The 23,110-nt window shown below is 59.3% G+C and carries 18 protein-coding genes and 2 pseudogenes; 9 read left to right on the plus strand and 11 right to left on the minus strand.

What is annotated here, in order from left to right:
- Positions 1–586 precede the first annotated feature (586 nt).
- On the plus strand, positions 587–1,246 hold the full coding sequence (locus BXE_RS38205; protein WP_011493488.1) for a TetR/AcrR family transcriptional regulator: 660 nt from the start codon (positions 587–589) through the stop codon (positions 1,244–1,246).
- 191 nt (positions 1,247–1,437) lie between these two features.
- On the opposite strand, the gene BXE_RS38210 is transcribed toward BXE_RS38205, so the two are convergent.
- The 8 genes and pseudogenes from BXE_RS38210 to BXE_RS47985 form a co-directional block, all read right to left on the minus strand.
- Complete coding sequence (locus BXE_RS38210) at positions 1,438–2,454, minus strand: LacI family DNA-binding transcriptional regulator (RefSeq protein WP_011493489.1); 1,017 nt, start codon at positions 2,452–2,454, stop codon at positions 1,438–1,440.
- Positions 2,451–3,218, minus strand: coding sequence for an SDR family NAD(P)-dependent oxidoreductase (locus BXE_RS38215; RefSeq protein WP_011493490.1), 768 nt, complete (start codon positions 3,216–3,218; stop codon positions 2,451–2,453). Before BXE_RS38215 ends, BXE_RS38210 begins: the two co-directional genes overlap by 4 nt.
- Positions 3,215–4,534, minus strand: coding sequence for a histidinol dehydrogenase (hisD, locus tag BXE_RS38220; protein WP_040123562.1), 1,320 nt, complete (start codon positions 4,532–4,534; stop codon positions 3,215–3,217). Before hisD ends, BXE_RS38215 begins: the two co-directional genes overlap by 4 nt.
- Positions 4,535–4,892: 358 nt before the next feature.
- Positions 4,893–5,469: pseudogene (locus BXE_RS47530) on the minus strand (NAD(P)-dependent oxidoreductase).
- Positions 5,405–5,971: a hypothetical protein gene (locus BXE_RS46165; RefSeq protein ID WP_148223092.1), complete on the minus strand. Its 567-nt coding sequence runs from the start codon at positions 5,969–5,971 to the stop codon at positions 5,405–5,407. Before BXE_RS46165 ends, BXE_RS47530 begins: the two are co-directional and overlap by 65 nt.
- Before the next feature lie 240 nt (positions 5,972–6,211).
- Positions 6,212–6,460 carry a hypothetical protein gene (locus tag BXE_RS44935; RefSeq protein ID WP_049782387.1) on the minus strand — a complete coding sequence of 83 codons (249 nt, stop codon included), beginning with the start codon at positions 6,458–6,460 and terminating at the stop codon, positions 6,212–6,214.
- Positions 6,461–6,492: 32 nt separating this feature from the next.
- Positions 6,493–6,846, minus strand: a complete 354-nt coding sequence (locus tag BXE_RS47980) for an aconitase family protein (RefSeq protein WP_267886385.1) — start codon at positions 6,844–6,846, stop codon at positions 6,493–6,495.
- Complete coding sequence (locus BXE_RS47985; RefSeq protein ID WP_267886384.1) at positions 6,765–7,196, minus strand: aconitase family protein; 432 nt, start codon at positions 7,194–7,196, stop codon at positions 6,765–6,767. Before BXE_RS47985 ends, BXE_RS47980 begins: the two co-directional genes overlap by 82 nt.
- Before the next feature lie 35 nt (positions 7,197–7,231).
- Between BXE_RS47985 and BXE_RS46785 the strand changes: the two genes are divergently transcribed.
- Positions 7,232–7,381 (plus strand): hypothetical protein, encoded by a 150-nt coding sequence (locus tag BXE_RS46785; RefSeq protein WP_158340967.1) that lies wholly within the window; start codon positions 7,232–7,234, stop codon positions 7,379–7,381.
- A 393-nt stretch (positions 7,382–7,774) separates the two neighbouring features.
- Here the strand turns inward: BXE_RS46785 and BXE_RS38245 are convergent, their stop codons facing one another.
- The 3 genes from BXE_RS38245 to BXE_RS38255 all read right to left on the minus strand — a co-directional run bounded on the left by BXE_RS38245 (position 7,775) and on the right by BXE_RS38255 (position 12,292).
- Entirely contained in the window at positions 7,775–9,745 is a 1,971-nt protein-coding gene (locus BXE_RS38245) for a flavin-containing monooxygenase (RefSeq protein WP_011493492.1), read from the minus strand.
- 211 nt (positions 9,746–9,956) lie between these two features.
- Complete coding sequence (locus BXE_RS38250; protein ID WP_011493493.1) at positions 9,957–10,628, minus strand: carboxymuconolactone decarboxylase family protein; 672 nt, start codon at positions 10,626–10,628, stop codon at positions 9,957–9,959.
- On the minus strand, positions 10,625–12,292 hold the full coding sequence (locus BXE_RS38255; protein WP_011493494.1) for a class I adenylate-forming enzyme family protein: 1,668 nt from the start codon (positions 12,290–12,292) through the stop codon (positions 10,625–10,627). The genes BXE_RS38250 and BXE_RS38255 overlap by 4 nt, the downstream gene beginning before the upstream one ends.
- A 982-nt stretch (positions 12,293–13,274) precedes the next feature.
- Between BXE_RS38255 and BXE_RS38260 the strand changes: the two genes are divergently transcribed.
- From BXE_RS38260 to BXE_RS38285, 7 genes and pseudogenes are all read left to right on the plus strand, one after another.
- Positions 13,275–14,138 (plus strand): enoyl-CoA hydratase-related protein, encoded by an 864-nt coding sequence (locus BXE_RS38260; protein WP_011493497.1) that lies wholly within the window; start codon positions 13,275–13,277, stop codon positions 14,136–14,138.
- Between the two features lie 3 nt (positions 14,139–14,141).
- Positions 14,142–14,912 (plus strand): enoyl-CoA hydratase-related protein, encoded by a 771-nt coding sequence (locus BXE_RS38265; protein WP_011493498.1) that lies wholly within the window; start codon positions 14,142–14,144, stop codon positions 14,910–14,912.
- 232 nt (positions 14,913–15,144) lie between these two features.
- Positions 15,145–15,656 (plus strand): annotated as a pseudogene (locus BXE_RS46930) (transposase); the annotation flags it as partial.
- 206 nt (positions 15,657–15,862) lie between these two features.
- The gene (locus BXE_RS38270) at positions 15,863–17,464 is read left to right on the plus strand and encodes a class I adenylate-forming enzyme family protein (protein WP_011493499.1); all 1,602 of its coding nucleotides are present in this window, start codon (positions 15,863–15,865) and stop codon (positions 17,462–17,464) included.
- 202 nt (positions 17,465–17,666) lie between these two features.
- Entirely contained in the window at positions 17,667–19,259 is a 1,593-nt protein-coding gene (locus BXE_RS44940) for a class I adenylate-forming enzyme family protein (protein ID WP_158340966.1), read from the plus strand.
- Positions 19,260–19,337: 78 nt separating this feature from the next.
- Entirely contained in the window at positions 19,338–22,439 is a 3,102-nt protein-coding gene (locus tag BXE_RS38280; RefSeq protein ID WP_011493501.1) for a carboxyl transferase domain-containing protein, read from the plus strand.
- A gap of 96 nt (positions 22,440–22,535) precedes the next feature.
- Entirely contained in the window at positions 22,536–23,042 is a 507-nt protein-coding gene (locus BXE_RS38285) for a nuclear transport factor 2 family protein (RefSeq protein ID WP_040123558.1), read from the plus strand.
- Positions 23,043–23,110: the final 68 nt, after the last annotated feature.

Below are 23,110 nucleotides of genomic sequence, written 5' to 3' on the forward strand. Positions count from 1 at the left end.
GTATGTCGTCTGGTAATGGGTAGAGGACCCGTATTGCGTACGCCGGGAGACCGGCCGGCAAGGTTGCCTCGCCGCGTGGCAAACCGGTTGCCGACCTCTGATACCGTGGAAAGAGAGATGGCTGCACAAATCCGGACAGTCGAATAAACGGAACACCCGGGGACACTTAAGGATTTCGGACGACTGTCCGAACGAGTGAGGCCATTTTCCGGTTTCGCGCTTGGAGCGCGGTAGTTGACACCCACGTTGACACTTGCGCATGACGAAGATAACATCCCCAACAGTCCTTACGCGCAAGCATGGTTTTCCCGAAGTACCGCATGTCCGGTCGCAAGCGTCGTTTGAATGTCGTGCGTTGGTTCCAGACGCTGCCGTGGGATATCCACGGCAGGTGATCTGCATGGCGATACTGGCAGCGTGCAGTGGTTTGCGATATGTGTCGTGGTCGTAGTCGTAGTTGCGATCGACCCTGCACAACGATGGACAGTCCCCAGGCATCATTCTATTCAAGCTCTTAAAGCTGGTTTGTCCACGGTTGCCCGTCGTCAGGGTCCCCCGAAATGCAGCATATTTAAAGTCAAGGGTTATGGAAGAAGGTAGCAATATTTCGCGCAGGCGCAGGACGGCTCTTACTGAGGGTAGCGCCGATTACAAACTCAAGCGTGATGAAATAGTCCAGGCCGCAGTAAAATTATTCAAGGAAAAAGGCTACAAGTCCACAACGCTTAGCGATATCGCAAAGCGCGCAGGCCTTGACCGCGCTACGGTGTATTACTACGTTGGTAGCAAGGAAGAACTGTTTCACGAGGCGGTCAAAGGAATTCTGGATGAGAATGTCATTGAAGCAGAGCGCCTGCTGCGCGTTACCACGATGGGTCCGCGGGAGAAGCTCGAGCGACTGATCGAGCGCTTGATGACTTCCTACGAGGAGAACTATCCACACGTGTATGTCTACATACAGGAAGAGATGTTCGAAGTCGAAGGCGAGCGCACGCCGTGGGCAAAGCAAATGGTTCGACAGACCAGGCGTTTTGAAAGCGCTGTCTCCACTCTCCTGGATCAAGGCGTTACGCAAGGGATTTTTCGGGACGATATTCCTGTGAGGCTCGCCGCAAATGCAATATTTGGCATGTTCAACTGGACTCATCGATGGTTCAAGCCGGGCGGCAAGCAAACAGCTCGGCATGTTGCTTCAGCTTTCTGCAAGATTTTTTTCGACGGCATGCAAGATGCCAAACAACCATAAGGAAGGTCGGTAACGCTCCGCATGCTGGCTGCGGTATGCATTACTCTGAACGCGGTGACGATTGTCGGAACGACGAACTGCTACCCTGGAACGTGCTCGACAGGGTGCCCCGGCGCTGTTGGTCGACGCGTACTTCCTCGGTTGAGATGTGAATATTGTCCGCGCAAGCGCGTCGAAGATCTGCCACCGTTTCAATCGGCGGATCGTACGGTGGCGCGTTCAATCAGCGCGCACGGTATGACTATGTTGGTGGGGCGCACCTCGCCCGTCACCTGCTCGCAAACCAACGCGACGGTTGAGCCGATCATCTGTTCAAGATCCTGGCGCACAGTCGTCAACTGGTATGCGCCCCACGCCGCTTGCGGTACGTCGTCGAAACCTATGACGCCGACGTGACCAGGTGAGTGCAGTCCTAACTCACTACGAAGAACATCCAGCGCGGCGATAGCCATATGATCGTTCGCGACGAACAAGGCATCCGGCGCGCGGCCGGCTGTGAACAGGCGGCGCGTTGCCTCGCTCGCAAGTTTGAAGTCGTAGTGACCTGCTTCGCGGCGCGCGAGCGGCACGTTGCGAGCCGCCAGCGCATCGGTGAATCCACGTTCGCGCTCCAGACTGGTCGACGAATTATCGAGGCCGGCCAGAAATGCGATCCGCCGATACCCGCGATCGACGAGCAAATTGGCCGCCATCTGGCCGCCGCTATAGTTGTCTGATGTGATCGAGCTAAGCGTGTTCTGACTGCGACGCCGTGGGTCCGACACACGATTGAATTGCACGACCGGCACGCCGAGATCCGCACACGTTCGCGCCAGCCTCGGCGACAAATTCGCCGACGCCATGACTATACCGTCTACCTGATACTCCAGAATTTCGGCCAGAATCGCGTCCGCGTCTTCATCCATTTCGGCGATGAACATAAGAACGTGATATCCCTCTTTCTGGAACTTCTGCGACATTTTCTCAAGTGCCAGCGGATAAAATTGATTCTCGAGATAGCTCATCACCAACGCGACAATGTGACTTCGGCGCGTGATCAGGCTGCGCGCCAAGGCGTTAGGGCGATAGCCAAGTTTCTTTGCGGCCGCCAGAACTTTGCGACGCGTTTCCTCCGAGACACTGGCTCCTGGTGTAAAAGTGCGGCTAACCGCAGACTGCGATACCTTGGCCAGGTCCGCTACGTCCTGAGAGCGGGCTGCAGTTTTCATGCTGCCGTCCATCCCCCATCGAGCATCAGCGCGCTGCCTGTCATCAGGCTCGATGCATCACTGGCGAGAAAGACAACCGGCCCCATGATCTCGTGCATTTCACCCACGCGCCCCAGCGCAATGCGCTCGCAAACCCATTCGCGAAACCCTGGTTGAACAAACATCGGTGCCGTCATTGGGGTCTCGATGAATGTCGGGCAAAGACTGTTGACTCGAATCCGCGCCGCTCCAAGTTCCCATGCGAGCGCTTTCGTCATACCTTCGACCGCATGTTTGCTCGCGCAATAAAGTGAGCGGCGCGCGCTGCCGACGTGTCCCATTTGAGAGGAGATGTTAATGATCGATCCGCCGAGGTTGGCGTCGACCAGTCGCCGCGATACTGCGCGGGCGAGATAGAAAGCAGCCTTCACGTTGAGCCGAAGCACGGCGTCGATATCGTCGTCGGTCAAGTCGGTCAGCGGCTTCGGCCGATTCATGCCGGCACTGTTGACAAGAATGTCGAACGGCACCCGGGAGTTCACCTCCCGATCCACGGACGCCGAATCGGTGACATCGAGCACGAGCGCTTCGCACGCGACGCCTGTCGCCCGCAGTGCTTCGCATGCTACTTCAAGCTCTGCCCGTCGCCGCGCAGCTACCGTCACGTGTGCGCCAGCACGGCCGAGTGCAGCGGCCGCCGCAAGTCCGATTCCGCTACTTCCGCCCGTAACCAGCGCGCGCCGGCTGGCGAGCCCGAAATCGGGTCCTGCCGACGGCACGATCACGACTGCGCCTCCACCGGCCGGTACCAAGGGAGGTCTGGCCGGTTGCCATATCGGCGCACGCGGATGTTTGCCTGTTCCCCATGCCCGGCAAAGTTTTCCATGTGACAGAGGCGAGAACAATATTCGCCGATAATGGCACTGGCTTCGTTGGTCGTTACGCGCTGATAGGTACAGGTCTTTAAAAACTTTCCGACCCAGAGTCCACCGGTATAGCGCGCGCTGCGGTTGGTTGGGAGCGTGTGATTGGTGCCAATGACCTTGTCACCGAAGCTTACGTTGGTGCGCGGGCCGAGGAACAGCGCACCGTAGTTCGTCATGTTGTTCAAGAAGAAGTCTGGGTCTTCCGTCATGACCTGGACATGCTCCGAAGCAATATCGTCGGCCACTTGCAGCATCTCTTCGTACGTGTCGCACACGATCACTTCGCCACAATCAGCCCAGCTTTGCGCGGCAATCGAGGCGGTCGGCAAGATCTTCAACTGGCGTTCGATTTCCGCGAGCGTATCACGAGCAAGCTTTTCGCTGTTGGTCAGCAAAATGGACGGCGACGTAGCGCCGTGCTCGGCCTGACCGAGCAGATCGACGGCGCAGAGTTCACCGTCAACACTTTCGTCCGCAATAACAAGTGTCTCCGTGGGACCTGCGAAAAGGTCGATGCCAACCCTTCCGTACAGTTGCCGCTTGGCCTCTGCCACGAACATGTTGCCTGGGCCCACGAGCATGTCGACGGGCGCCACGGTGGGCGTTCCCACCGCCATCGCGACCACGGCCTGGATGCCGCCGAGTACGAGGATTTCGTCGGCTCCCGCCATGTCCATGGCCGTTACGATCGCCGGATGCGGCTTGCCCTGATAGGGCGGCGCGGTAGACACAACCCGGGCTACGCCCGCGACCTTGGCCGTCAATACGCTCATATGAGCGGACGCAAGCAACGGATACTTGCCGCCAGGAATGTAGCAGCCCACCGCGTTCATGGGGATGTGCTTATGGCCCAGCACGACGCCGGGAAGGGTCTCGGTTTCCACGTCGCGCATTGAATCGCGTTGGATCCGTGCGAAGTTGCGCACCTGGGTTTGCGCGAAAGCGATGTCTTCGATCTCGCGCGCTGAAAGCTGTTTGCGCGCAGTCTCGATTTCCGGGCGCGATAGCCGGAAGTCGCCCGGATCCCAGTTATCAAACTTGCGGCTGTATTCACGAACCGCCTCGTCGCCCTTTTCCTCGATGTGCTGAATGATGCTCTCGACGATGGCGCGCACCTTGGCGTCGCTGTCCGATTTGCCTGCTGCCGTGCGGCCTCGCTTGATGTACTTGACCATAGTGTTCGTCATCCGGGAAGTGGGTTAGCCGTCGATAGATGCGAACACTGTCGGGTCGTTGCATACGTATGCAAATAAGTACTAACCCTGTAGTCGCAGTTCAGTGTGCTGGTTACGGTTTGTCCTTCCAGGCAAAGACACGCTTTGGCGTTTTACGTCCGCGAGGCTTTCGGCAACGTTGCGAATCATGCCCCGGTTGAAGACCGCCTTGCGGTTTGGCCGGCATTCGCAGGCCCGGTCCAGCCAGACGGTTGCGCCCTGCTTCGCCGAGGCTGCAGGCGCTTTCAAGCACAAGCGTCCCCCTCGATTCACCGGTCGTCGATAAGGCGGTCAACGCCGACTCAGCGCTAGCGGACTCTCAGCCATGCTCGTTGCGGCGGCTCTCGGTCTGTACCACTCCAGTATTGGTGGCCGGGAGAAGAACCCGGATAGGGTTGCCATCGAGATAGGCGAGCACGTTCCGGATTGTCTCCGCGAAGAATTCCGTGTACACGTCCGTGCTTACGTATCCAATGTGAGGAGTCGGAACGACGTTGGGCAGGTCGAAGAAGGGATGCCCGGCCGGCAGCGGTTCACTGCAAAAAACGTGCACCGCAGCTCCCGCGATCCGCCCGCTCGTCAATGCCTCGACGAGTGCCGTTTCGTCGACGCGTTGTCCACGGGAGGTGTTAGCGAGGAAAGAGGAGGGCGACATTCGCTGCAACTGCTCACGACCGATCATCCCGGTCGACTCGTTGCTCAACACGGTATGCAGTCACGACATCGCTGCGTTCGAGAAGCTCTGAAAGATCGACGCGTTCGGCGCTACTCTCCAGTGCAGCCTCGCGCGTCAGATTACGGCTGGTCGCCAAAACGTTCATGCAGAACGCTCTACCGTAGCGTGCAACATGGCGACCCACTCCGCCAAGACCGACGATGACGAGGGTGCGACCCATACAGGGTCGAACCCACGGATGTCTGCCAGCGGCCGGCCCGCATCGCCCGGTCGTCCTGGGGAATGCGCTGGGCCAGCGCAAGGACGAGCGCCCAGGTCAATTCCGCGGTGGCGAGGCGGCCATTACCGTTCGTGGTGCCCGAAATGACCACTCCGTGGTCGCATGCCGCCTGTAGATCGGTGGCTCGATTGGCGGCCCCGGTCGTCACAACGCACTTTAGATTTGGAAGCAGCTTGAACGTCTCGCGCGTGGCCGACAGGCGCACGCGCATCACGCACAGGATATTGAAATCCACCAGCTTGCCGCGAATGTCATCGGGGTCGAGTATAGCTTCGTGAATGAAGGTCACGTCCGCTCGTGATCGAACCTCGTCCCAGTCGGCAGCACCTTGCGCGGCTACCTGATAGTCGTTCAGGACGGCGACGCGTAAGCGGCGTGTGCCGTGTATCGGGGTGACGCTTGCATCTGCTGGCGCCTTCCCGCCTCGAGGATCAACTGCCATGAAGTTCCCGCTGGAGATAGGGAAGAAGCCCACCGCAAACGAGGATGCCGTACGCCGGGCCTTGCGGTACGACTGCCGTTGCCGACATCCGTCGTGTGTCGTTCGTAAATCTGCCGGTGGCGAAATCCACGGAGACCAGCTCTCCTGTGGAGGCGGTAGAGCCCGCTTGCTCGTATTCTGCAATCAATAGCCCATGGCCTATCGCATGGCGGAAGAATTGCGGTGCGAACGAGTGTGCTATCACGCCGCCGACACCTGTCTCCTTGATGGCCAGAACCGCGTGGTCGTGGCCGGGCTCATGTCCGAAGTTTTGCCGGCAAACAGAATGTCACCTGGTTTGACATTGGGCCCGAAAAGAGGATCGACCGACTCGAGGCAGCGCCAGGCCCGCTCTGGGGGATCGAGCATGAAGCGCAAAGGGGAGATCGACTCGATGCCGATCCTGTCGCCACACTTCCAGGCTTTACCTCGCCGTATCATTCCCGTCATGACTATTCCTTTTGTCGGGCCAATGAAGCCGGTCAGTGGACATTCACGAACTGCCCGGCGACGGCCGCTTCTGCGACGACCAGCGGGCTGGCCAGATAGATCTGCGCGCTGGCGCTTCCCATGCGACCGCCGAAATTTTCCGTCGAAGTCGAGACACACACCTCGTTGTCCGCGAGAACGCCCTGGCCCCCGAAGCAACTGCCGCATGTCGCGGTTGTTACCGTAACTCCAGCCCCGGTCAATATCGACAGCAAACCTTCCTCGGCGGCGGCAGCCAACGTCGCCTGCGATCCGGGCGTGACGATCATCCGGACGCGTTGGTGGACGAACCGCCTCCGCAATGCCTCGGCTGCGACGCGGATGTCCTCCAGACTGCCCCGGCACACGATCCGACGAAGGCCTGGTCGATGCGAAGTCCGGCCAAAGACGGCAACGAAACGACGTTCAGTGGATCTGGCGGGGCCGCCACCACTGGCTCCAAGGTCGACACGTCGTAATCGCGCTCGGCCTCGTGGGCCGCCTCCGCATCGCTAAATAACGGATCCAGTGGCTCCGTGGTGCGTGAGCTCACATACGTGAGTGTCTTCTCGTCCGGATTCAAGATTCCCGTGACGGCCTGGACCTTGCGCGTCCAATTGCAAAGCGTCATGCGGCCTGAGATCGAAAGCTGCTCGACGGATGGGCCGACGAGCTCAATGACGCGGCCTAGGGCCACGTCTTCGCCGATGTCGCTCATGATGATCTGCGCGACATCTCTGATCAGGACACCGCGTGGCATTTTTCTTGATGTGTACCCTCACGCTCGGCGGGCAGTACCAGTTGGTGCCGGTCACCATGTCCGAGATGACGTCCATGCCGAGCGCTGTTGCGAAACAGCCCACTGCGCCGCACGTGTTAGCGGGTGTATCGACACTCACCTGAAACGTTCGGGGACGCGCATATCCTTTCTCGGCCGAGATCACGTGGCTGATGCCGTGATTGCCGATATCCCCTGATCGCGGCAAAACGCTCGCCAACGCCTGTGCATTTCGGCCGACTGCTGATTGACCGCAGGCACCGCGTGGGCGAAAACGACGACGACGCGCTCGGATTCGACTGTCTTCGCCCGCAGCTTCTCAATAGGCGGTCCGACGAGCGACCATCCGAGGTCGCAAACGATGATGCTGTCGGCTCGCGCGCGGATGTACTGTCCCGGCGCGGCACTCGTCAACCCAGTGGCGCGTGCGAGTATCTTCTCGCTGATTGTCATCGGCATGGCGACCTCGAGGACGTGGATCGATTCAGGGCGGCGTGCAGATTCGCGCCGCCTCGTGTCTAGCGTACTGTGTAGTCTTCCAGGTTCACGTTCTTGACCATTTCCCAATATTCGACGTTGAGGAATGGCATCACGAAGACGACACGTCCCTTGGAGTTCTTGTAGTAGGTCGACATGCCCGGATGTGTCCACACTGTCTTTGCGTGCAGTTCATCGACGAGTTCGTTGTACCTGTTGTTTGCGTCTTCGCGTGCGTCCACCGCCACAATCCCCTTTTTGAACATCTGCTTGAGGAGACGGCTAATGTAGCGCATCTGGACTTCCATGAAAAACATAAAGCTTCCGCTTCCGGGAAAGCTGTGCGGACCGCCCAGCATCAGAAAGTTCGGGAATCCCGGAACCGAAATGCCAAGATAAGCCCGCGGATCATCATCGTTCCACGCTGTACGCAGCGAGACCCCGCCTATGCCGCGAACGTCCATCGAGGAAACAAAGCGCGCCACGTCGAATCCGGTTGCCCAGATCACGACGTCAGCGGCGTACTCGTCACCGGAGGCGCTGACGAGTGAATGTTCGCGCACTTCGGTGACCGCCTCCGTAACCAGCGTCACGTTGTCCCTGCGCAGTGTTCGAAACCAGCCGTTGTCGAGCAGGATTCGCTTGCCGAAGGGCGGGTAGGTGGGAAGACACTTGTCGAAGAGATCCGGTCGACCGTCCAGTTCCTCCTTCAGATACCTCGTGAAGTAATCGCGATGCGCATCATTCCGGGCGTTGACGGACCTTTCAGGATGTGGCCAAAGCGGGTCTTTCCGGAGGGCCTCGATGACCTTGTCGCCAAATTGCCAGAACAACCTGAGCCAGTACCACGTACGATAGAGCGGACAGGATTGAATCAGCATTCGAAGTGGATCGAGGATCGCCAAGCCAAACTTGTCGAAGGGAGCGACCCACTGGGGAGAGCGCTGAAAGACTGTGAGATGGCCGACACGATCTCCGATAGCAGACACGATTTGCATGGAACTCGCGCCGGTGCCGACGACAGCGACCCGCTTGCCCTTCAGATCAATGGCATTGTTCCACTCAGCTGAATGGAACATCGTTCCCTGGAACTTTTCCAGCCCTGCAACCTTGGGAAGCGTGGGTCTATTGAGCACGCCCACCGCGCTCAGCACAACATTTGCCGTGAGAGTTTCAGAGACACCGGCCTGATTCTTGACGTGGACTTGCCAGATTTTCTTTTCTTCATCGTAGATTGCAGCCACTGCCTCGGTGTCGAATCGAACGCGATTCTCAGCACCTACCTTGCGCAGCGAACCCGCAATATAGCTTTGCACATCGTCGCGCAGTGCGAAGTGCTTTTTCCAGTCCACCTGGGCGAAGGAGAAAGAATAGAGATGGCTAGGAGTGTCGACACCGCATCCAGGATATGTGTTTTGCCACCAATTTCCGCCAGCTGCCTTCTGTTTTTCCAGAATCACATAGGAGACTCCCATGGCCTCCAATCGTTCAGCGGCCGCAACGCCCGCTACACCCGTGCCGATGACGATCACGTTGAAGCCTTCGGGGGGCTCCACATGTGTATTATCTTCGCCGGGAACCGGCGCACCAACGCGCCGCGCGAATTCCGAAGATAGCATCTGACCATAGATGGCATCGACTTCCTCACCCATGTAGACGCTCATCATGCGAATGAGTTTCTCCGGAGAGGGTGCAACGATCTTCGGAGCGATACCCGACTGCAATTTCCAGATAACATCGATGGCGGAATGTCGGATTTGAAGCTGTATCTCTTCCGGCAAGCCACCACTGTCGTGGTCCAGAAGACCTTTTCCGCGGGTCGGCAGATACGGGGTTTCGAGCCATCGGTCATCGCCCGTGAACTGATGTAGAACCATGAGCAGCGCCGGTACGTTGGCGATCGCCACGGCGTCCTTGATTTCCTCCAAAGTCATCGCACCCTGGTGAAAGGGAGTCGCGCCACTAGCACTACCGGCGGAACCGGTAGCCGATTGAAGTCCGTTGTTATGCATGCTTTGTCCTGGTGCTTGACTTCGCTGCCAGCGAAGCCGGGATTCATCACGATGATTCGACGTGCGTTGAAATTAATCTTTTACCAATGGAAATTCATAAAAGACAACAGCAATTGTTTTAATGCTCTCACCGTGGTTAATTATTGTCAACACGTAAGTTGACTGGGAGCGCAAAGTCGGGCATCCGTCCGTCATACAAGGTATTAAAGGTTCAGCGAACTCCGCTGTGCACAGGAGCGCGCGCCGCGATAGCGAGTACCTCGCGCAGGGCTGTTCGCCCGCATCCCAGCGTCAGCGCGTTGCCAACATGGATGCGAACGCCAGGAAGAAAGCGGTGCGATGGCGTTGCATCCACCGCGATGGATATCAATTCCTTGGTCAACGCCGGAACGGTTGCTTTATGCCAAGGCAGCGCGCAGAAATTGAAGAACGCCTCGAACCCTTCAGGAGAGAATCGGAGCAGCGAGTCCAGAAATCCCGGAATAGCCTCCTCGAATCGGCGCCAGTAGCTGGATTCGCCGACATATTTTTGATGCAACGCTTGTTGTTCGTTTGTCAGTGGCGCCAGCGTCATCGGCTTTCCGGCCGGAGAGCCGAGTCGGGCCAGCTTCGTCGAGCCGGCCATCAGGCTGTGGACTCCGAGTGCGGAGACCAGCAATAGAATCTCGTGAAGCTGGGCGGTTGTGGCTCCGAGAGACAGCGCCCGCTGCGCATGCTGTTCTGCGTCTTGTGTGTCGAGAGTCGTGACCGATGACCTGAGCGCGTACTCTATGAACTCGACCGTCAGAGGATCCAGGTGCTCGCCCGGCGGCGTGTCCGGCGGGATCCCGGCATCGACGAAAGCGCTAATCTCATGGATCGATAGCGTTGAATCGGGGATCACGTCAGACCCCGCTCTGAGGAGATGTGTTCAACGTGCATTTTTGCTGCCCGTTCGCGTAACTGCCGCTTGTCGATCTTCGTCGTTGACATCGGCCAGGTGCCGGTATCAACAAAATGTATTCGGCGAGGAATCTTGAAGCTGGCGAGCTGACCCCGGCAGAACGAGATCAGAAATTCGGCTTCCAGGGTGTTGCCGGCGGCAAGTTCGACAAACGCCACAGGCACCTCGTCGAGCCGCGCGTCCGCGATGCCCACGACCGACGCCATGACCACGGAGGGATGGGTGCACAGGAATGTTTCTATTTCAGCTGGAGCCACGTTCTCGCCGCCGACTTTTAACATGTCCTTGATGCGATCATGGAACATCAATCGACCATCGGGAGTACGGCTGTAAAGATCTCCGGTGTGCAGCCAGCCCTCGGCATCGAGTGCTTTCCTGGTATTGGCGGGATCGCGGTAATAACCTTCCATCACGCAATACCCGCGCAGGAGAATCTCGCCTGGCGTGCTGTCAGTCACCTCGCTTCCATCTGAAAGACTAACGATGCGTGCCTCGATGCCTGAACATGGCCTTCCGTGACCGGTCGCTCGTTGCTCGACCGTTTCCGAAACATCACTGACGGCATAGATTCCCGCCGTCTCGGTCATGCCGCATGAGGCCACCAGTTCCACCTGCGGAAGCGCCGCCTGCACTTTATCCAACAAAGGCCGCGGGCCGATCAGAAGAATGGAGCGAACGGACGACAGCTTCGCAGGGTCCCATTTCTCGTGATTCATGAGCGCCTGCATGATGGCTGGGAACCATGGGAACATGACTGTCGGCTTTTCCCGGATCAACAGATCGAGCGCACGGCCCGCGTCGAAGAACGCATCGGTGACGTAGGTCCCGGCCGCGCCGATCGAGCCGAGGAACGGCGACAGCGAGCCGATGTGGAACAGCGGCCCGGCGCCCCAGGTGACGTCCGCAACCTTGAGGCCGAAGCGTATCGTCGCCCGCTCGACGGGGCCGCGAGTCACGGCCTCATGACTCAGCAGGCAGCCTTTCGGATTGGCTGTCGTCCCGGACGTGTACAGAAGGAGGCCGATATCGCGCAAGCGCACGCGGCTGCGGGCAACATGCACGTCTTCCTCCGACACGCGCGCGGCAAGCTCCAGGAGGCGCTCGCGGCTGATGAACCCGGGCCGCTCACTGCCGCTTAACAGGATCACGTTGCGCAATCGGGGAGCGGATTCCAAATCGAGCCCCAAGGCCTCGGACGAAGACAGTTCGGGAAAGGCCTGGACAAATACGTCTGGAAAGTCGACGTAAGCGTCTGCGTCGCCGGTCGTCAGGATAGCCACCAGGTCCGCGTTCGAGGCGATGTATTTGAGTTCGTTCACTTTGTATCTGGCGTTGATCGGCGCAGCAACGGCCCCGGCCAGGGCGACTCCGAACAAGCCTTCGATGAACTCGATGCCGTTGGTGCAGAGGATGCCGACGTGGTCGCGCGGTCGAACTCCGAGGCTCAGAAGCCCGCGCGCCACCAGCATCGCTCGCCTGAGAACTTCCGCATAGGTGTAGCGATCGTCGGGAAATACGACCGCGTCCCTGTCGGGATGACGGCTGGCTGCACGAACCAGCAAATCGCCGATCGGGGTGACTTCGGTCCAAACATGCGCACTCATAGTGCCTCCGGTAACGTATTGTTTGTGGCTGTTGCTATTGATTGCGGGTCTTGCAAGGCGCCATGCGACGCACCGAGATAGATATCGATGACTTCGAGGCACTGCATGACCTCATGAGTCTCGCCCAAGGCGACAACCCGGCTGAAGCCGGGCTATCGGATCAGCGTAGCGATGACCGAGCGCTTTTCGCCGGTCATGCCGACGATCGGTCCGCCGGCCCCAGGTCTCCTCGCCGGGAGGTCCGAACGCTCAGGTGTTCCGGGCGGCCCGTAACGATTACAGACGACGGCCGTCATCGAATTAACACCCCGGTTCGGTGATCAGCGAATGGACTGGATCACGGGCGCGCTGAGCGCCGCGTGAGAGGCCATCGGATGGCAGGGACGCGTTAGCCGACCACGTCCCGACCCGATGCGAGTCGAACACGACGGTCCGTTCGTCGATACGCCACTCGCCATGACGTCGCGATAAGTTGTCGGGATGGCGAGTGTCCATCGCGTCTGCGAGCATTGGGTATGTGTCCCTACGCACAAAAGGGCGTCCTGACCGTTCCGGGAAAGCACCTCGTAGATGCCCTGCTTGTCGAGCGGTAGCTGAAAGCTGTCGTTCATGAAGATTCCCTGTGTTGAGCGCCATACGCGCGATGGTGGAGTGGCGCAGCGCGTCGCCGTGTGAAGCTCATTCCTTCAAAACGCGAAGCACCTCGCAATATCGGGTTTGCATCTGCTCGACATCGATGTCCAATTAGCCATTTCATTGAAAATCCTTGTGCGAAGAAGGGGGTGAAGCAACGCTGTTCGATTGTGTCGACTGCGAGTCAATACTTTCACGAGCTATCGCCTCGGACTGCGCCGTGATCGCGGTATCGCTATTGACACCATCAATTCGGGGGTGATAATGTCAACATCTATGTTGACGTACATCGTCGCAAAATGTGAGGCTTCCATGAATTCGCGTTTTCCCTTAATTGAGGGCATCTGAGATGCAGTCCGACTCCAACCCGCAGTACCAACACATCCGCCTTGAACACAAAGGTCCATTGACGTGGCTGATTCTGAATCGCCCCGACAAGGCTAATGCACTCTCGAACGAATTGCTGGATGAGTTTTCCGACGCTTTGCGGTGGCTCACCAACAACGGCGGACCCGTTATCGCGATTAGAGGGGAAGGTCGCGGGTTCTCTTCGGGATACGATCTAGGGCAGGTCGGGAAGTTGTCATCGTCGGCTGATCCGGTCGCGGACCGTGAGCGCCTTAGACGCAATGTCGAGCGCTATCTCGCCATCTGGGACCATCCCAAACCGATCATCGCGGCCGTCCACGGATATTGCGTCGCGGGAGCTACCCAAATGTGCGTATTCACCGACATGACGATCGTGGCGGAGGATGCGAGTATCGGCGAACCGACCATTCCCATCGGCGGCGGATATATCGCTCCGCTATGGGTACCGCTGGTCGGTCCCAAGCGCGCCAAGGAACTGGCGTTCGTGCCAGGCAACAGCATTGACGGCCGCACTGCGGTCGAATGGGGCTGGGCAAACCACGCGGTGCCTGCCGGGCAGCTCATTCAGTCGGTCGAAGATCTCGCGGAGCGCATCGCAAAGATCGCACCTGCAGTCCTGCGGATCAAAAAGCTCTCTATCAACCGGGCAGCCGAATCAATGGGATTCAGGGATGCCGCATCCGCTGTGTCGGAGATGGATGCATTGCTGCATATGACGCCCGCCGTTGTGCAACTGAAACAGTGGATCAGCGAGGTCGGTCTGAAGGAAGCTATTGCTCATTACAGGGTACCCCGAACCACCCCCTTAACTGTTACGCCGTCGGCGGATTCAAAGGAGCAGTAAAACATGGAAAGTATCGGTTTCTCGCGCGAAGGGCACATCGCACACGTTCGGCTCAATCGCCCCAAGTCGCTCAACGCGATAAACGAAGAAATGGACAGGGGGCTTTACGAGGCTTGGAACGAGATTAACAACGACCCTGACATCTGGGTGGCTGTGCTTTCGGCGGAAGGAGAACGCGCGTTCTGCGTCGGCGCCGATGTCAGTGGCGGAGCCGAGCGTCCGTCTCGCATGGCCCTTGGAGGTGGCCTCACCGGTGTGGGCGGTCCGCTGGTCACCCTGCGCAAGCCATTGGTCGCAGCGGTACAAGGCTACGCGCTCGGCGGAGGCTTCGAGCTGGCGATGTGCGCCGACGTGATCGTCGCCGCTACGACGGCCGTGTTCTCGATGCCGGAAACCAAGGTCGGTATCATCGGTGAATCCGGCATCATGCATCGTGCCATTCGCCAATTGCCATATCGAGTTGCGATGGCGATGATCCTTACCGGCGACAGGTTGCCTGCCAGGGATGCGCTTGCTTACGGTCTGGTCAACGAGGTTGTCGAACCCCAAGTGTTAGCGGAAGCGGCATTGCGTTGGGCAGAAAAAATCGCAGCCGCTTCCCCGCTCGCCGTGCAGGCTGCGAAGTCGGCAGTGCTGCAAAGACTGGACTGGCCTCTCGAGGTTGCACTCTCGACGCGGTTCGAACCCATCGAACAATACGCAACCAGCGAGGATCGGGTCGAGGGCCGGAAGGCATTTGCGGAGAAGCGTGCGCCGATCTGGCGTGGACGCTGATAAGCCCGTTGCGGGAAACAACAGCGGTCTGTGTCACTGATCGACGTCGGTGTATCGTGCACGCGAAATTGATGATTTCGCGCCCGCGCATACTTCGAGCACAGCGATCCGTTCGCGCTCGACTTTCCGTCGACAGAAAGCTGGCGAATTCTCTGAAAGAAGAGGTGGCTGCGCAAATGCGGACAGTCGGACGAATGGAACGCCCGAGGTGTCTCTGACGAGGAGGTCATGGCTGACCAATACTGGACGACGATCGCGGTCACTGATCCGACCGCTTCTGCCTTCGCAGAAATCGCGCCGGGCAAGGTACCGGGGCCGCTAGCCACTTGACGATCGCATCGTGCTGACAGGCGTCCTGTTCGTGCTGCGGTCCGACACCGCGAGGGAAATGCTTCCGCACGAAACGATGCGACTCGGCATGAGTTGCATGCTGCACGACTGGTAACAGGCAGGCGGTATGGGACCGGCTGCACGAAGTGCTGCCGGCGAAACCTCAAGCGGCCGATCGCGCTAGGACCACGACAAATACCGCGAGCCGCCGTACGCTGCCGGTACCGCCATGCAGATCGCCCGTCGGGGAGAGGCCCACGACTGCGGTCTGGGCAAGATCCGGTGGGTCATCGAACATACTTTCCATGGCGTCTCAATTTCGGACACCTGAGTATCCGGTTTGAGGGCTTCGAGGCGGTACACAAGACGTTCATGAGAATTGCAACTTGCATAATTTTCCGGTGGCATCTTCGAGCCCCTCATTCCGTCAGTGTTTCCAAATTTTTCACAGTAATCAACGATAATGTTGACTATATGGCTCGTTCGCACGCATACTTAGCGTCGACAACATGACCCAATCGGCGACTAAAAGCGGCGTGTCTAAGGACCTGTTGTCCAGCATCCGGTAGGTGGAGACCCCCGGGTGTTCGGCGGCTACAACTAGATCGAAAAGGTGAGATATGAGTTTGTCAACGGCTGATAATGGCGCGACGCGTCTTAACGACTCATCGGACGTAATGGGCAGTCGGACACTCTGGGATCTTGTTCAACATTGCGCGACGCTGCGCCCGAGTAGTCACGCGGTTCGTTATCTGAAGGATCAGGAACGTCCCGAGGACATGCAGGTATTTACATGGGACGAACTCGCTTCGCTTGTCTGGGAAATGCGCTGCCGTTTGGCCCATATCGGCGTCCGCGACCAGCGCACCGTTGTGCTGGCGCTGCCGGGTTCGCCGCTCACCATCGTACTCTGGCTGGCGATTGCGTCGAACGGCGCGGTCGTTCAGGCGGTCGATCCGGATGCGGGCGTGCTGCCCCTTTGCGCCGCGATCCGCGCGACTCAACCCGTGCTAGTCATCGCAAACCCGGGCAACGCCGAAGTGCTGTCGAAAGCTCTTGTGCAATCGGCGGTCAGCGCGACAATGATCGTTGTTAAGGACCTCTCGCTGGCGTCGCCGATGTCGGGGATCGATGGACTGCGCTCGGCCGGTCCACAGACGCCCCCCAGCGCTTTTGCCGAATCCGTCGCCGGCATGTTGCAGACGTCAGGTACATCTGGCGCGCCGAAGCTCGTGGAACTAACGCACGCCAACTACATTGCATCTGGCGAACGACTAGCGCGAAACAGCGGGCATAGGGCAAGCGATTGTTTCTATCTTTGTTCGCCTTTTTCGCATACCAATGCGCAGTTGTACTGCTGCATGCCGGCCATCGTGACAGGCGGGACGATCGCGGTGGTGGAACGCTTCAGTGCCAGCCTGTACTTCGACAGTGCTCGCCAGATGGGTGCAACGGTGAGTTCGATGGTGGCTCCGCCAATGCGGATGGCGCTTCACAAGGCGCTCGAGCGCGGCTCGCCTGTCGATGCAGGAAGCCTCCGTCTGATTCAATACGGAATGAACATGAGCGACGCAGATTGGCGTGCGTGGGATCGGTTGTTCCCGCAGATCGAAATGCGCCAGGTCTATGGCCAGACCGAATCGGTGTCTGCCGTATTGGGTGGTGCGCCTTGGGAAATCGATGACAGGCGCACTATCGGCAGGCCTTTTCTTGGCGTTGACGCGGTGCGCCTCGTAGGCGAGAACGGGGAACCCGTCAAGCCGGGGGAACAAGGCGAATTATGGGTACGCGGCGAGCGCGGCCGCACCTTGATGCGCGGCTACTATCAGAACGAAGCGGCCACTGCGGAAGCGATCGACGCTGATGGTTGGCTGCACACAGGCGATTACATGACGCAGGACGCCAATGGGCGCTTTGCATTTGTTGGACGACGCATGCACATCATTCGCCGTGGCGGGGAGAATCTGTCGGTCTATGAACTCGAATTGATGATGCAGAGTTGCCCGCTGATTGAAGAGGTGGCCATCAGTGCGGAAAAGGATGCGTTGCTGGATGCCACGCTGGTCGTCCACGTCATTCCAGCAAGCGGGTTCAGCGAGCAGGCCTTCGAGCAATGGTGCCGTGACGCGATCGGTCGGCGCGGAGTGCCCGACTCGATTCGGGTGCATCAGGCATTTCCTCGAACGATCAGCGGTCGAGTCATCATTCGGGAACTGAAGTAGGTTCTCGTGCACGCCTTTCTGGCGTGTCGGTCCGTCCGGGGCAGAAAGCGTGGGCTTCGGCCACGACAGGTGGGTCCGGTGTCGCGCAAAAACATTCCGCAGATTCTCGATCGCGCTTATCTCTGCGTTCTCAAGGCGGACAACATCATGGCAAGTGGACCTCCGGGTAATTTCACGATTCGCGCCTTTCGAAGGAGTTACTTTGACTTCCTATTCCGATCTGATTTTGCGTTGGCGCCATTCGGCGAAGGTTTTGCTCACTTGTGATGACACGGTGCTAACGTACTCGGAATGTGTCATGCGTGGTGACGAATTGGCCCGCGCCTTTCTCGGTCTCGGGCTCGAGCGCCCGGCTCGCGTTGCCCTCGTGTTACCTAATAGCGCCGAGTTCGTCATCTCGCTCTATGCATGCGCGCGCATCGGCATCACGGCAGTGCCAATAAGCACCTGGTCCAAGCCGTCCGAACTCAGACGGATCTTGCGCGATGCCCGGGTCGACCTGGTCCTTGCCAGGGACGCCTTTCCTGGACACGCAATCGCCGAATCCTTGCAAGCGGCTTGTGCAGACGATCCATCGCTGGATGCGCTCCAGGTCTATGAATGGTCAAGGGGACAGGGGGCTGCCAGTCCGGTTTCCGAACTGCTTTCGCATGGTTCTCGCTGCGATGATCGCAGATGGTCGATTGAGTCGGGTACTTCCGCGCACACGGACGCCGACCTGGTCGTCTTATATACGTCTGGCAGTACTGGAGCGCCGAAGGGGGTGATACTGCCGCAGTCATCGGTCGCGCTCAACGGTGTCGCCATCGCCGGGCGGATGGGTTTCGGTGGAAACGACCGGATCTTTTCCTACTTCCCGTTGTTCTTTAGCGGAGGGCTTTGCAATGCGTTGACCGGAGCGATTTCATGCGGTGCCGAATTGGTCACGCAATCCCGGTTCGATCCGGCCGGCGCCTTGTCTTTGATCCGCTCCAGACGATGTACAGGCCGCAACGTATGGCATGACGGCCTGGAACCGGTCGCTGCCGTGGAGGGCTTCCGGCCAGGCGATTTCAGCAGGATGCGGCGCGGCCTCCATGTTGATCCTGAACTCTATCGAAGGCTGAGCCTGGCTGTCGATGAAGGTATCAATATGTATGGGATGACTGAGACCGCGACGGCGTTCACCTGCGGCGACTGGCGCGAACCCGCCGATGTACGGCAATCGACCCACGGCAAGCCGTTTGACGGCTCCGATCTGCGGATCTGCAATCCGGACGAAACTTCGCCGCTCGGGGTTGGTGTGGAGGGGGAAATCTGTGTCCGAGGCTACAACCTGATGCGAGGCTACACCGACGGGTCGCATGTCGAGCGAATCGACGACGACGGATTCTTTCATACCGGTGATATCGGCTTCGTCGATCCCGCCGGCTATTTACATTTCGTCGGCCGCCGCAAGACGTTGATCAAGGTAAAAGGTCTGACGGTCCAACCCGAAGAAGTCGAGGCGACACTGCTGCGCCATCCTGCCATCTCAAAAGCAGTCGTCGTCGGCGAAGGCGGTGGACATGAGTCGAAAGGCGTGGTGGCTCTGATCGTGCTGCACGAAGGGGACCGCTGGGACATGCAGGCACTTCGAACCTATTGCCAGGAAGAACTGTCGTCATACAAAGTGCCGCGGCTGCTGGTGGTCGATGCGAATCGGTTCCCGTTGTCGGCGAGCCTCAAAATCGATCGAATCGGCGCGGCCACCCTGCTCAAGCAGATCGCAGCCGAAGTGGGCTGTGGCGATGCCGATTCGACGGAACAGAATTGAACGGTCCGTACGGGGTGGTGGATATCAAGCGGTTCAAAAAAATCAGCCAGGCAGGCAAATGCCCGGCGCGGGAGTGTCATGAGTAGAGTTCTGATCGCTAACCGCGGTGAAGTGGCCGTTCGTATCGTCCGCGCCGCTAAATCCGTAGGATTGCAAACTGTCGGAATTCATACTCCGGAGGAGGCGAATGCCCTACATGTGCGGGACTCCGATATCGCAGTAGCTCTGGCAGGCGTCGGAACCGCCGCCTACCTGGATATTGCTTCAATCATTGCGGCGGCGGTTCGCACGAATTGCAGCTTTATACACCCGGGCTACGGTTTTCTGAGCGAAAGTGCCGCATTCGCACGCGCCTGTGAACAGGCTGGGGTGACTTTCATTGGCCCATCACCGGACACACTCGACGTGTTCGGTGACAAAGCCTCGACACGTGAGCTCGCGATACGCCTGGACGTCCCCGTTCTCCCTGCCACGGCGGGACTCGCCGACGATGCATCGGCACTGAGTTTCATGCAATCGCTCGCGGCCCCGGTTATCGTAAAGGCGGTGGCCGGCGGTGGAGGCCGGGGAATGCGTATCGTCACGGACCCCACCGACTTGCCCGCTGCGTTGTCAAGGTGCCGGTCAGAAGCCGAACGGGGCTTTGGGCGCGACGATGTCTATGTCGAGCGCTACCTCCCGCGTTCCCGCCACATCGAGGTACAGGTGATCGGCGATGGCTCGTCCGTCGTGCATCTCGGGACGCGCGATTGCAGCCTCCAGAGCCGCCATCAAAAGGTGATCGAGATCGCACCTGCGCCCTGGTTGCCGGTCGAGATCGAGGAAGCCTTGCTGGAGCACGCTCTCCAGCTTGCCCGCGCGGTTCAATACCGGGGAGCGGGGACGATGGAATTTCTGATCGACGTTGACAATCCCTCACACTACTATTTCATCGAGGGGAATCCCCGCTTGCAGGTTGAGCACGGCATTACTGAACTCGTTACCGGACTGGATATTGTCGCGCTGCAATTCGCGATCGCGCGTGGCCGGTCGCTGGCCGACGAGGGCATCACCCAGGACAATGTCGTGACGAGCGGTGTGGCTGTCGAAGCGCGAGTAACGCTGACAACTCCCGGCACGATTGCACGGTTCGTTAGTCCCGGCAAGGGACGCGTCGACAGCGGCGCGTATGACGGGCTCGCAGTCGGCAGCGGCTTCGATCCGTTGCTTGCGAAGGTCATGGTGCATGAGCCGGATTACCCGCGCTGCATCTGTGCGCTGGCTGATTCCCTTGGTGAACTCGTCGTCGAAGGTCCGGCCACTAACCGCGATGGTCTGCTATCGCTGCTTGCCGATCCTCGCGTGCGCGCGGGAGACATCACGACGACGCTGATCGACGATCTGCCGGCCGCGTCGGCGACTGCATTGGTCAGCAAGGTCGCGGGTTCCGTCATTGCGGTGCTCGCGCGGCCCGGCGAGCCGTTGCGGCGCGGTCAGCCGATCGTCGTTGTCGAAGCGATGAAGATGGAGCACGAAGTCGTGGCTCCCGCCGCCGGCCGCCTCGAGGAGATGCTGGTCGCCGTCGGGCAGCAGATAACAACGGGCCAGCGGGTCGCAAGCATGGGCTATTCGGGCGCGGAGGCCGAGCACGACGCCGCACCGGGGGAGCCGGCGGCGCGGGCCGATCTGGCCGAGAATCTGCGGCGACATTCGATCACGCTCGACGAGGCGCGGCCCGAAGCGGTTGCTTCGCGGCACGCCCGTCACAAGCGCACCGCGCGCGAGAACGTGGCGGATCTCGTCGACCCGGGAAGCTTCGTGGAGTACGGCGCGCTCGTCATCGCGGCGCAGCGCAGGCGCCGCACTGTCGAAGACCTCGAACTCAATACGCCGGCGGACGGTCTGGTCGCCGGATTCGGAACGGTGAACGGGCAGCAGATTGCCGTCCTCGCCTACGATTATTCGGTGCTTGCCGGCACGCAGGGTGTTCAGAGCCACAAGAAGGCCGAACGGCTCTTTGAGTTGGCGCGCCGTCGTCATGCGCCTGTGGTCATCTTTGCCGAAGGCGGTGGAGGCCGGCCGGGTGACATTGACAATGCCGCCAAAGCGACCGGCATGGATCTTGGCACCTTTGTGGCGCTCGGTCGCCTCAACGGTCGCGTGCCCACAGTCGCGATCGCGTCCGGTCGCTGTTTTGCCGGCAATGCCGCGCTAGTCGGTGCATGCGATCTGGTCATCGCAACCGCGGATGCCAACATCGGCATGGGCGGCCCCGCGATGATCGAAGGGGGTGGCCTTGGCCGCGTCGAATCGCGCGATATCGGGCCGGCGGCGCGGCAGTTCGAGAACGGCGTGGTCGACGTGCTCGTTGCGGACGAAGCTGAAGCGACGGCTAGTGCAAAAAAATACCTGTCGTATTTTCATGCGGCGAAACGGAATTGGACGGCGGGTGAGCAACAACATTTACGAACCATCGTGCCCGAGGCACGCTCGCGCCCGTTCGATGTATTGCGCGTCATCCAGGTCCTTTCTGACGACGACGCCGTGCTCGAATTGCGAGCAGGATTCGGGCGCGGCATCATCACCTGCCTTGTTCGGATCGAAGGGGTAGCGATCGGCATCGTCGCCAACAACGGACTTCATCTTGGCGGCGCTATCGATAGCGATTCGGCTGACAAAATGGCTCGGTTTCTTGCGCTTTGCGACACGTATTCACTTCCTATCGTGTCGCTTTGCGATACGCCCGGATTCATGGTCGGGCCGGCCTCCGAAGAAACCGCCGCAGTGCGCCATTTCGGACGCCTCCTTGTTGCGGGCCCCAATCTGTCCGTGCCGCTTTGCACCGTCGTCATCCGCAAGGCCTGGGGACTCGGCGGTCAAGCCATGGCAGGTGGCGGCTTCCGCGTTCCCGACGCGATAGTGGCATGGCCGACAGCTGAATTCGGCGCGATGGGACCGGAAGGCGCGGTGCGGCTCGGCTTCAGGCGCGAGCTCGAAGCGATTGCCGATCCCGTGGCGCGTGACGCCGAGTTTGACCGGCTCGTGAAAGACTACGTCCGCGATGGGAGAGGGTACAACGCGGCGTCGGCGTTCGAGATCGATGACGTCATCGATCCCGCTGATACACGGCGATGGATCCTTGCCACCGTCAATCGTGCCGAACCGATACCACCTACGCGGCGTCATCTCGATACCTGGTGATGCGAAATAATCAGATTTCAGTCCACACTAGTGTTGACTAAGTCGCATGTCAAGGGTACGCTGGATACCTCGATTTACACAACATTGAGACACGCCATGATCGTCAATTCAGACAACTTGATTTCCAACGTTCAGAAACTGGTCGATAGGGCCGATATCGAACGCGTCCTGTACGAATACGCGTTCCATCTTGACGCGGCAGACCCGGAGCAGATGCTTCCGTTGTTCACGGCGGACCTGCATGTGGCCTATGGTCCCAACCATGGCGCAGTCGGCGCCGAGGCTTATCTTGAAACGCTTTCCAACGACAAGTCCGGCATTGCATCATTCTTCGCCGCTACGAGCCATCATGTGTCGAACGTCGTCATCGATTTTACCGGCGCCGACACCGCGACGGTTCGCTCAGTTCTGTATGCTTATCACAAGTACAATCGCGAGCGCCCAGACGGCATCGTCATGGGCCAATACCACGATGAATTTGTTCGTACACCGGAAGGCTGGAAGATCAAGCGACGCGAGCTGAAACACGCGGGTACCGAGAATTATCACGCCAAAGGCGCGGCGCTGAATCCAATTCCGCGAAAAAGCATTCAAAAGGCCTGAGTGCTTCGGACTTGTTTAGAAGGCTACCAGGAAAAAGAAGATCGTTGCATAAAGAGCAAGCCACTAGA

Origin of the sequence: Paraburkholderia xenovorans LB400 (genome assembly GCF_000013645.1) — a bacterium.
Lineage (GTDB): Bacteria > Pseudomonadota > Gammaproteobacteria > Burkholderiales > Burkholderiaceae > Paraburkholderia > Paraburkholderia xenovorans.

Excerpts from the sequence above, each read along its gene's own strand:
- BXE_RS38205 (WP_011493488.1), top strand. The coding sequence starts at position 587 with ATGGAAGAAGGTAGCAATATTTCGCGCAGGCGCAGGACGGCTCTTACT.
- BXE_RS38210 (WP_011493489.1), bottom strand. The coding sequence starts at position 2,454 with ATGAAAACTGCAGCCCGCTCTCAGGACGTAGCGGACCTGGCCAAGGTA.
- hisD (WP_040123562.1), bottom strand. The coding sequence starts at position 4,534 with ATGGTCAAGTACATCAAGCGAGGCCGCACGGCAGCAGGCAAATCGGAC.
- BXE_RS46165 (WP_148223092.1), bottom strand. The coding sequence starts at position 5,971 with ATGGCAGTTGATCCTCGAGGCGGGAAGGCGCCAGCAGATGCAAGCGTC.
- BXE_RS44935 (WP_049782387.1), bottom strand. The coding sequence starts at position 6,460 with ATGACGGGAATGATACGGCGAGGTAAAGCCTGGAAGTGTGGCGACAGG.
- BXE_RS47985 (WP_267886384.1), bottom strand. The coding sequence starts at position 7,196 with ATGAGCGACATCGGCGAAGACGTGGCCCTAGGCCGCGTCATTGAGCTC.
- BXE_RS38245 (WP_011493492.1), bottom strand. The coding sequence starts at position 9,745 with ATGCATAACAACGGACTTCAATCGGCTACCGGTTCCGCCGGTAGTGCT.
- BXE_RS38255 (WP_011493494.1), bottom strand. The coding sequence starts at position 12,292 with ATGAGTGCGCATGTTTGGACCGAAGTCACCCCGATCGGCGATTTGCTG.
- BXE_RS38260 (WP_011493497.1), top strand. The coding sequence starts at position 13,275 with ATGCAGTCCGACTCCAACCCGCAGTACCAACACATCCGCCTTGAACAC.
- BXE_RS38265 (WP_011493498.1), top strand. The coding sequence starts at position 14,142 with ATGGAAAGTATCGGTTTCTCGCGCGAAGGGCACATCGCACACGTTCGG.
- BXE_RS38270 (WP_011493499.1), top strand. The coding sequence starts at position 15,863 with ATGAGTTTGTCAACGGCTGATAATGGCGCGACGCGTCTTAACGACTCA.
- BXE_RS38280 (WP_011493501.1), top strand. The coding sequence starts at position 19,338 with ATGAGTAGAGTTCTGATCGCTAACCGCGGTGAAGTGGCCGTTCGTATC.
- BXE_RS38285 (WP_040123558.1), top strand. The coding sequence starts at position 22,536 with ATGATCGTCAATTCAGACAACTTGATTTCCAACGTTCAGAAACTGGTC.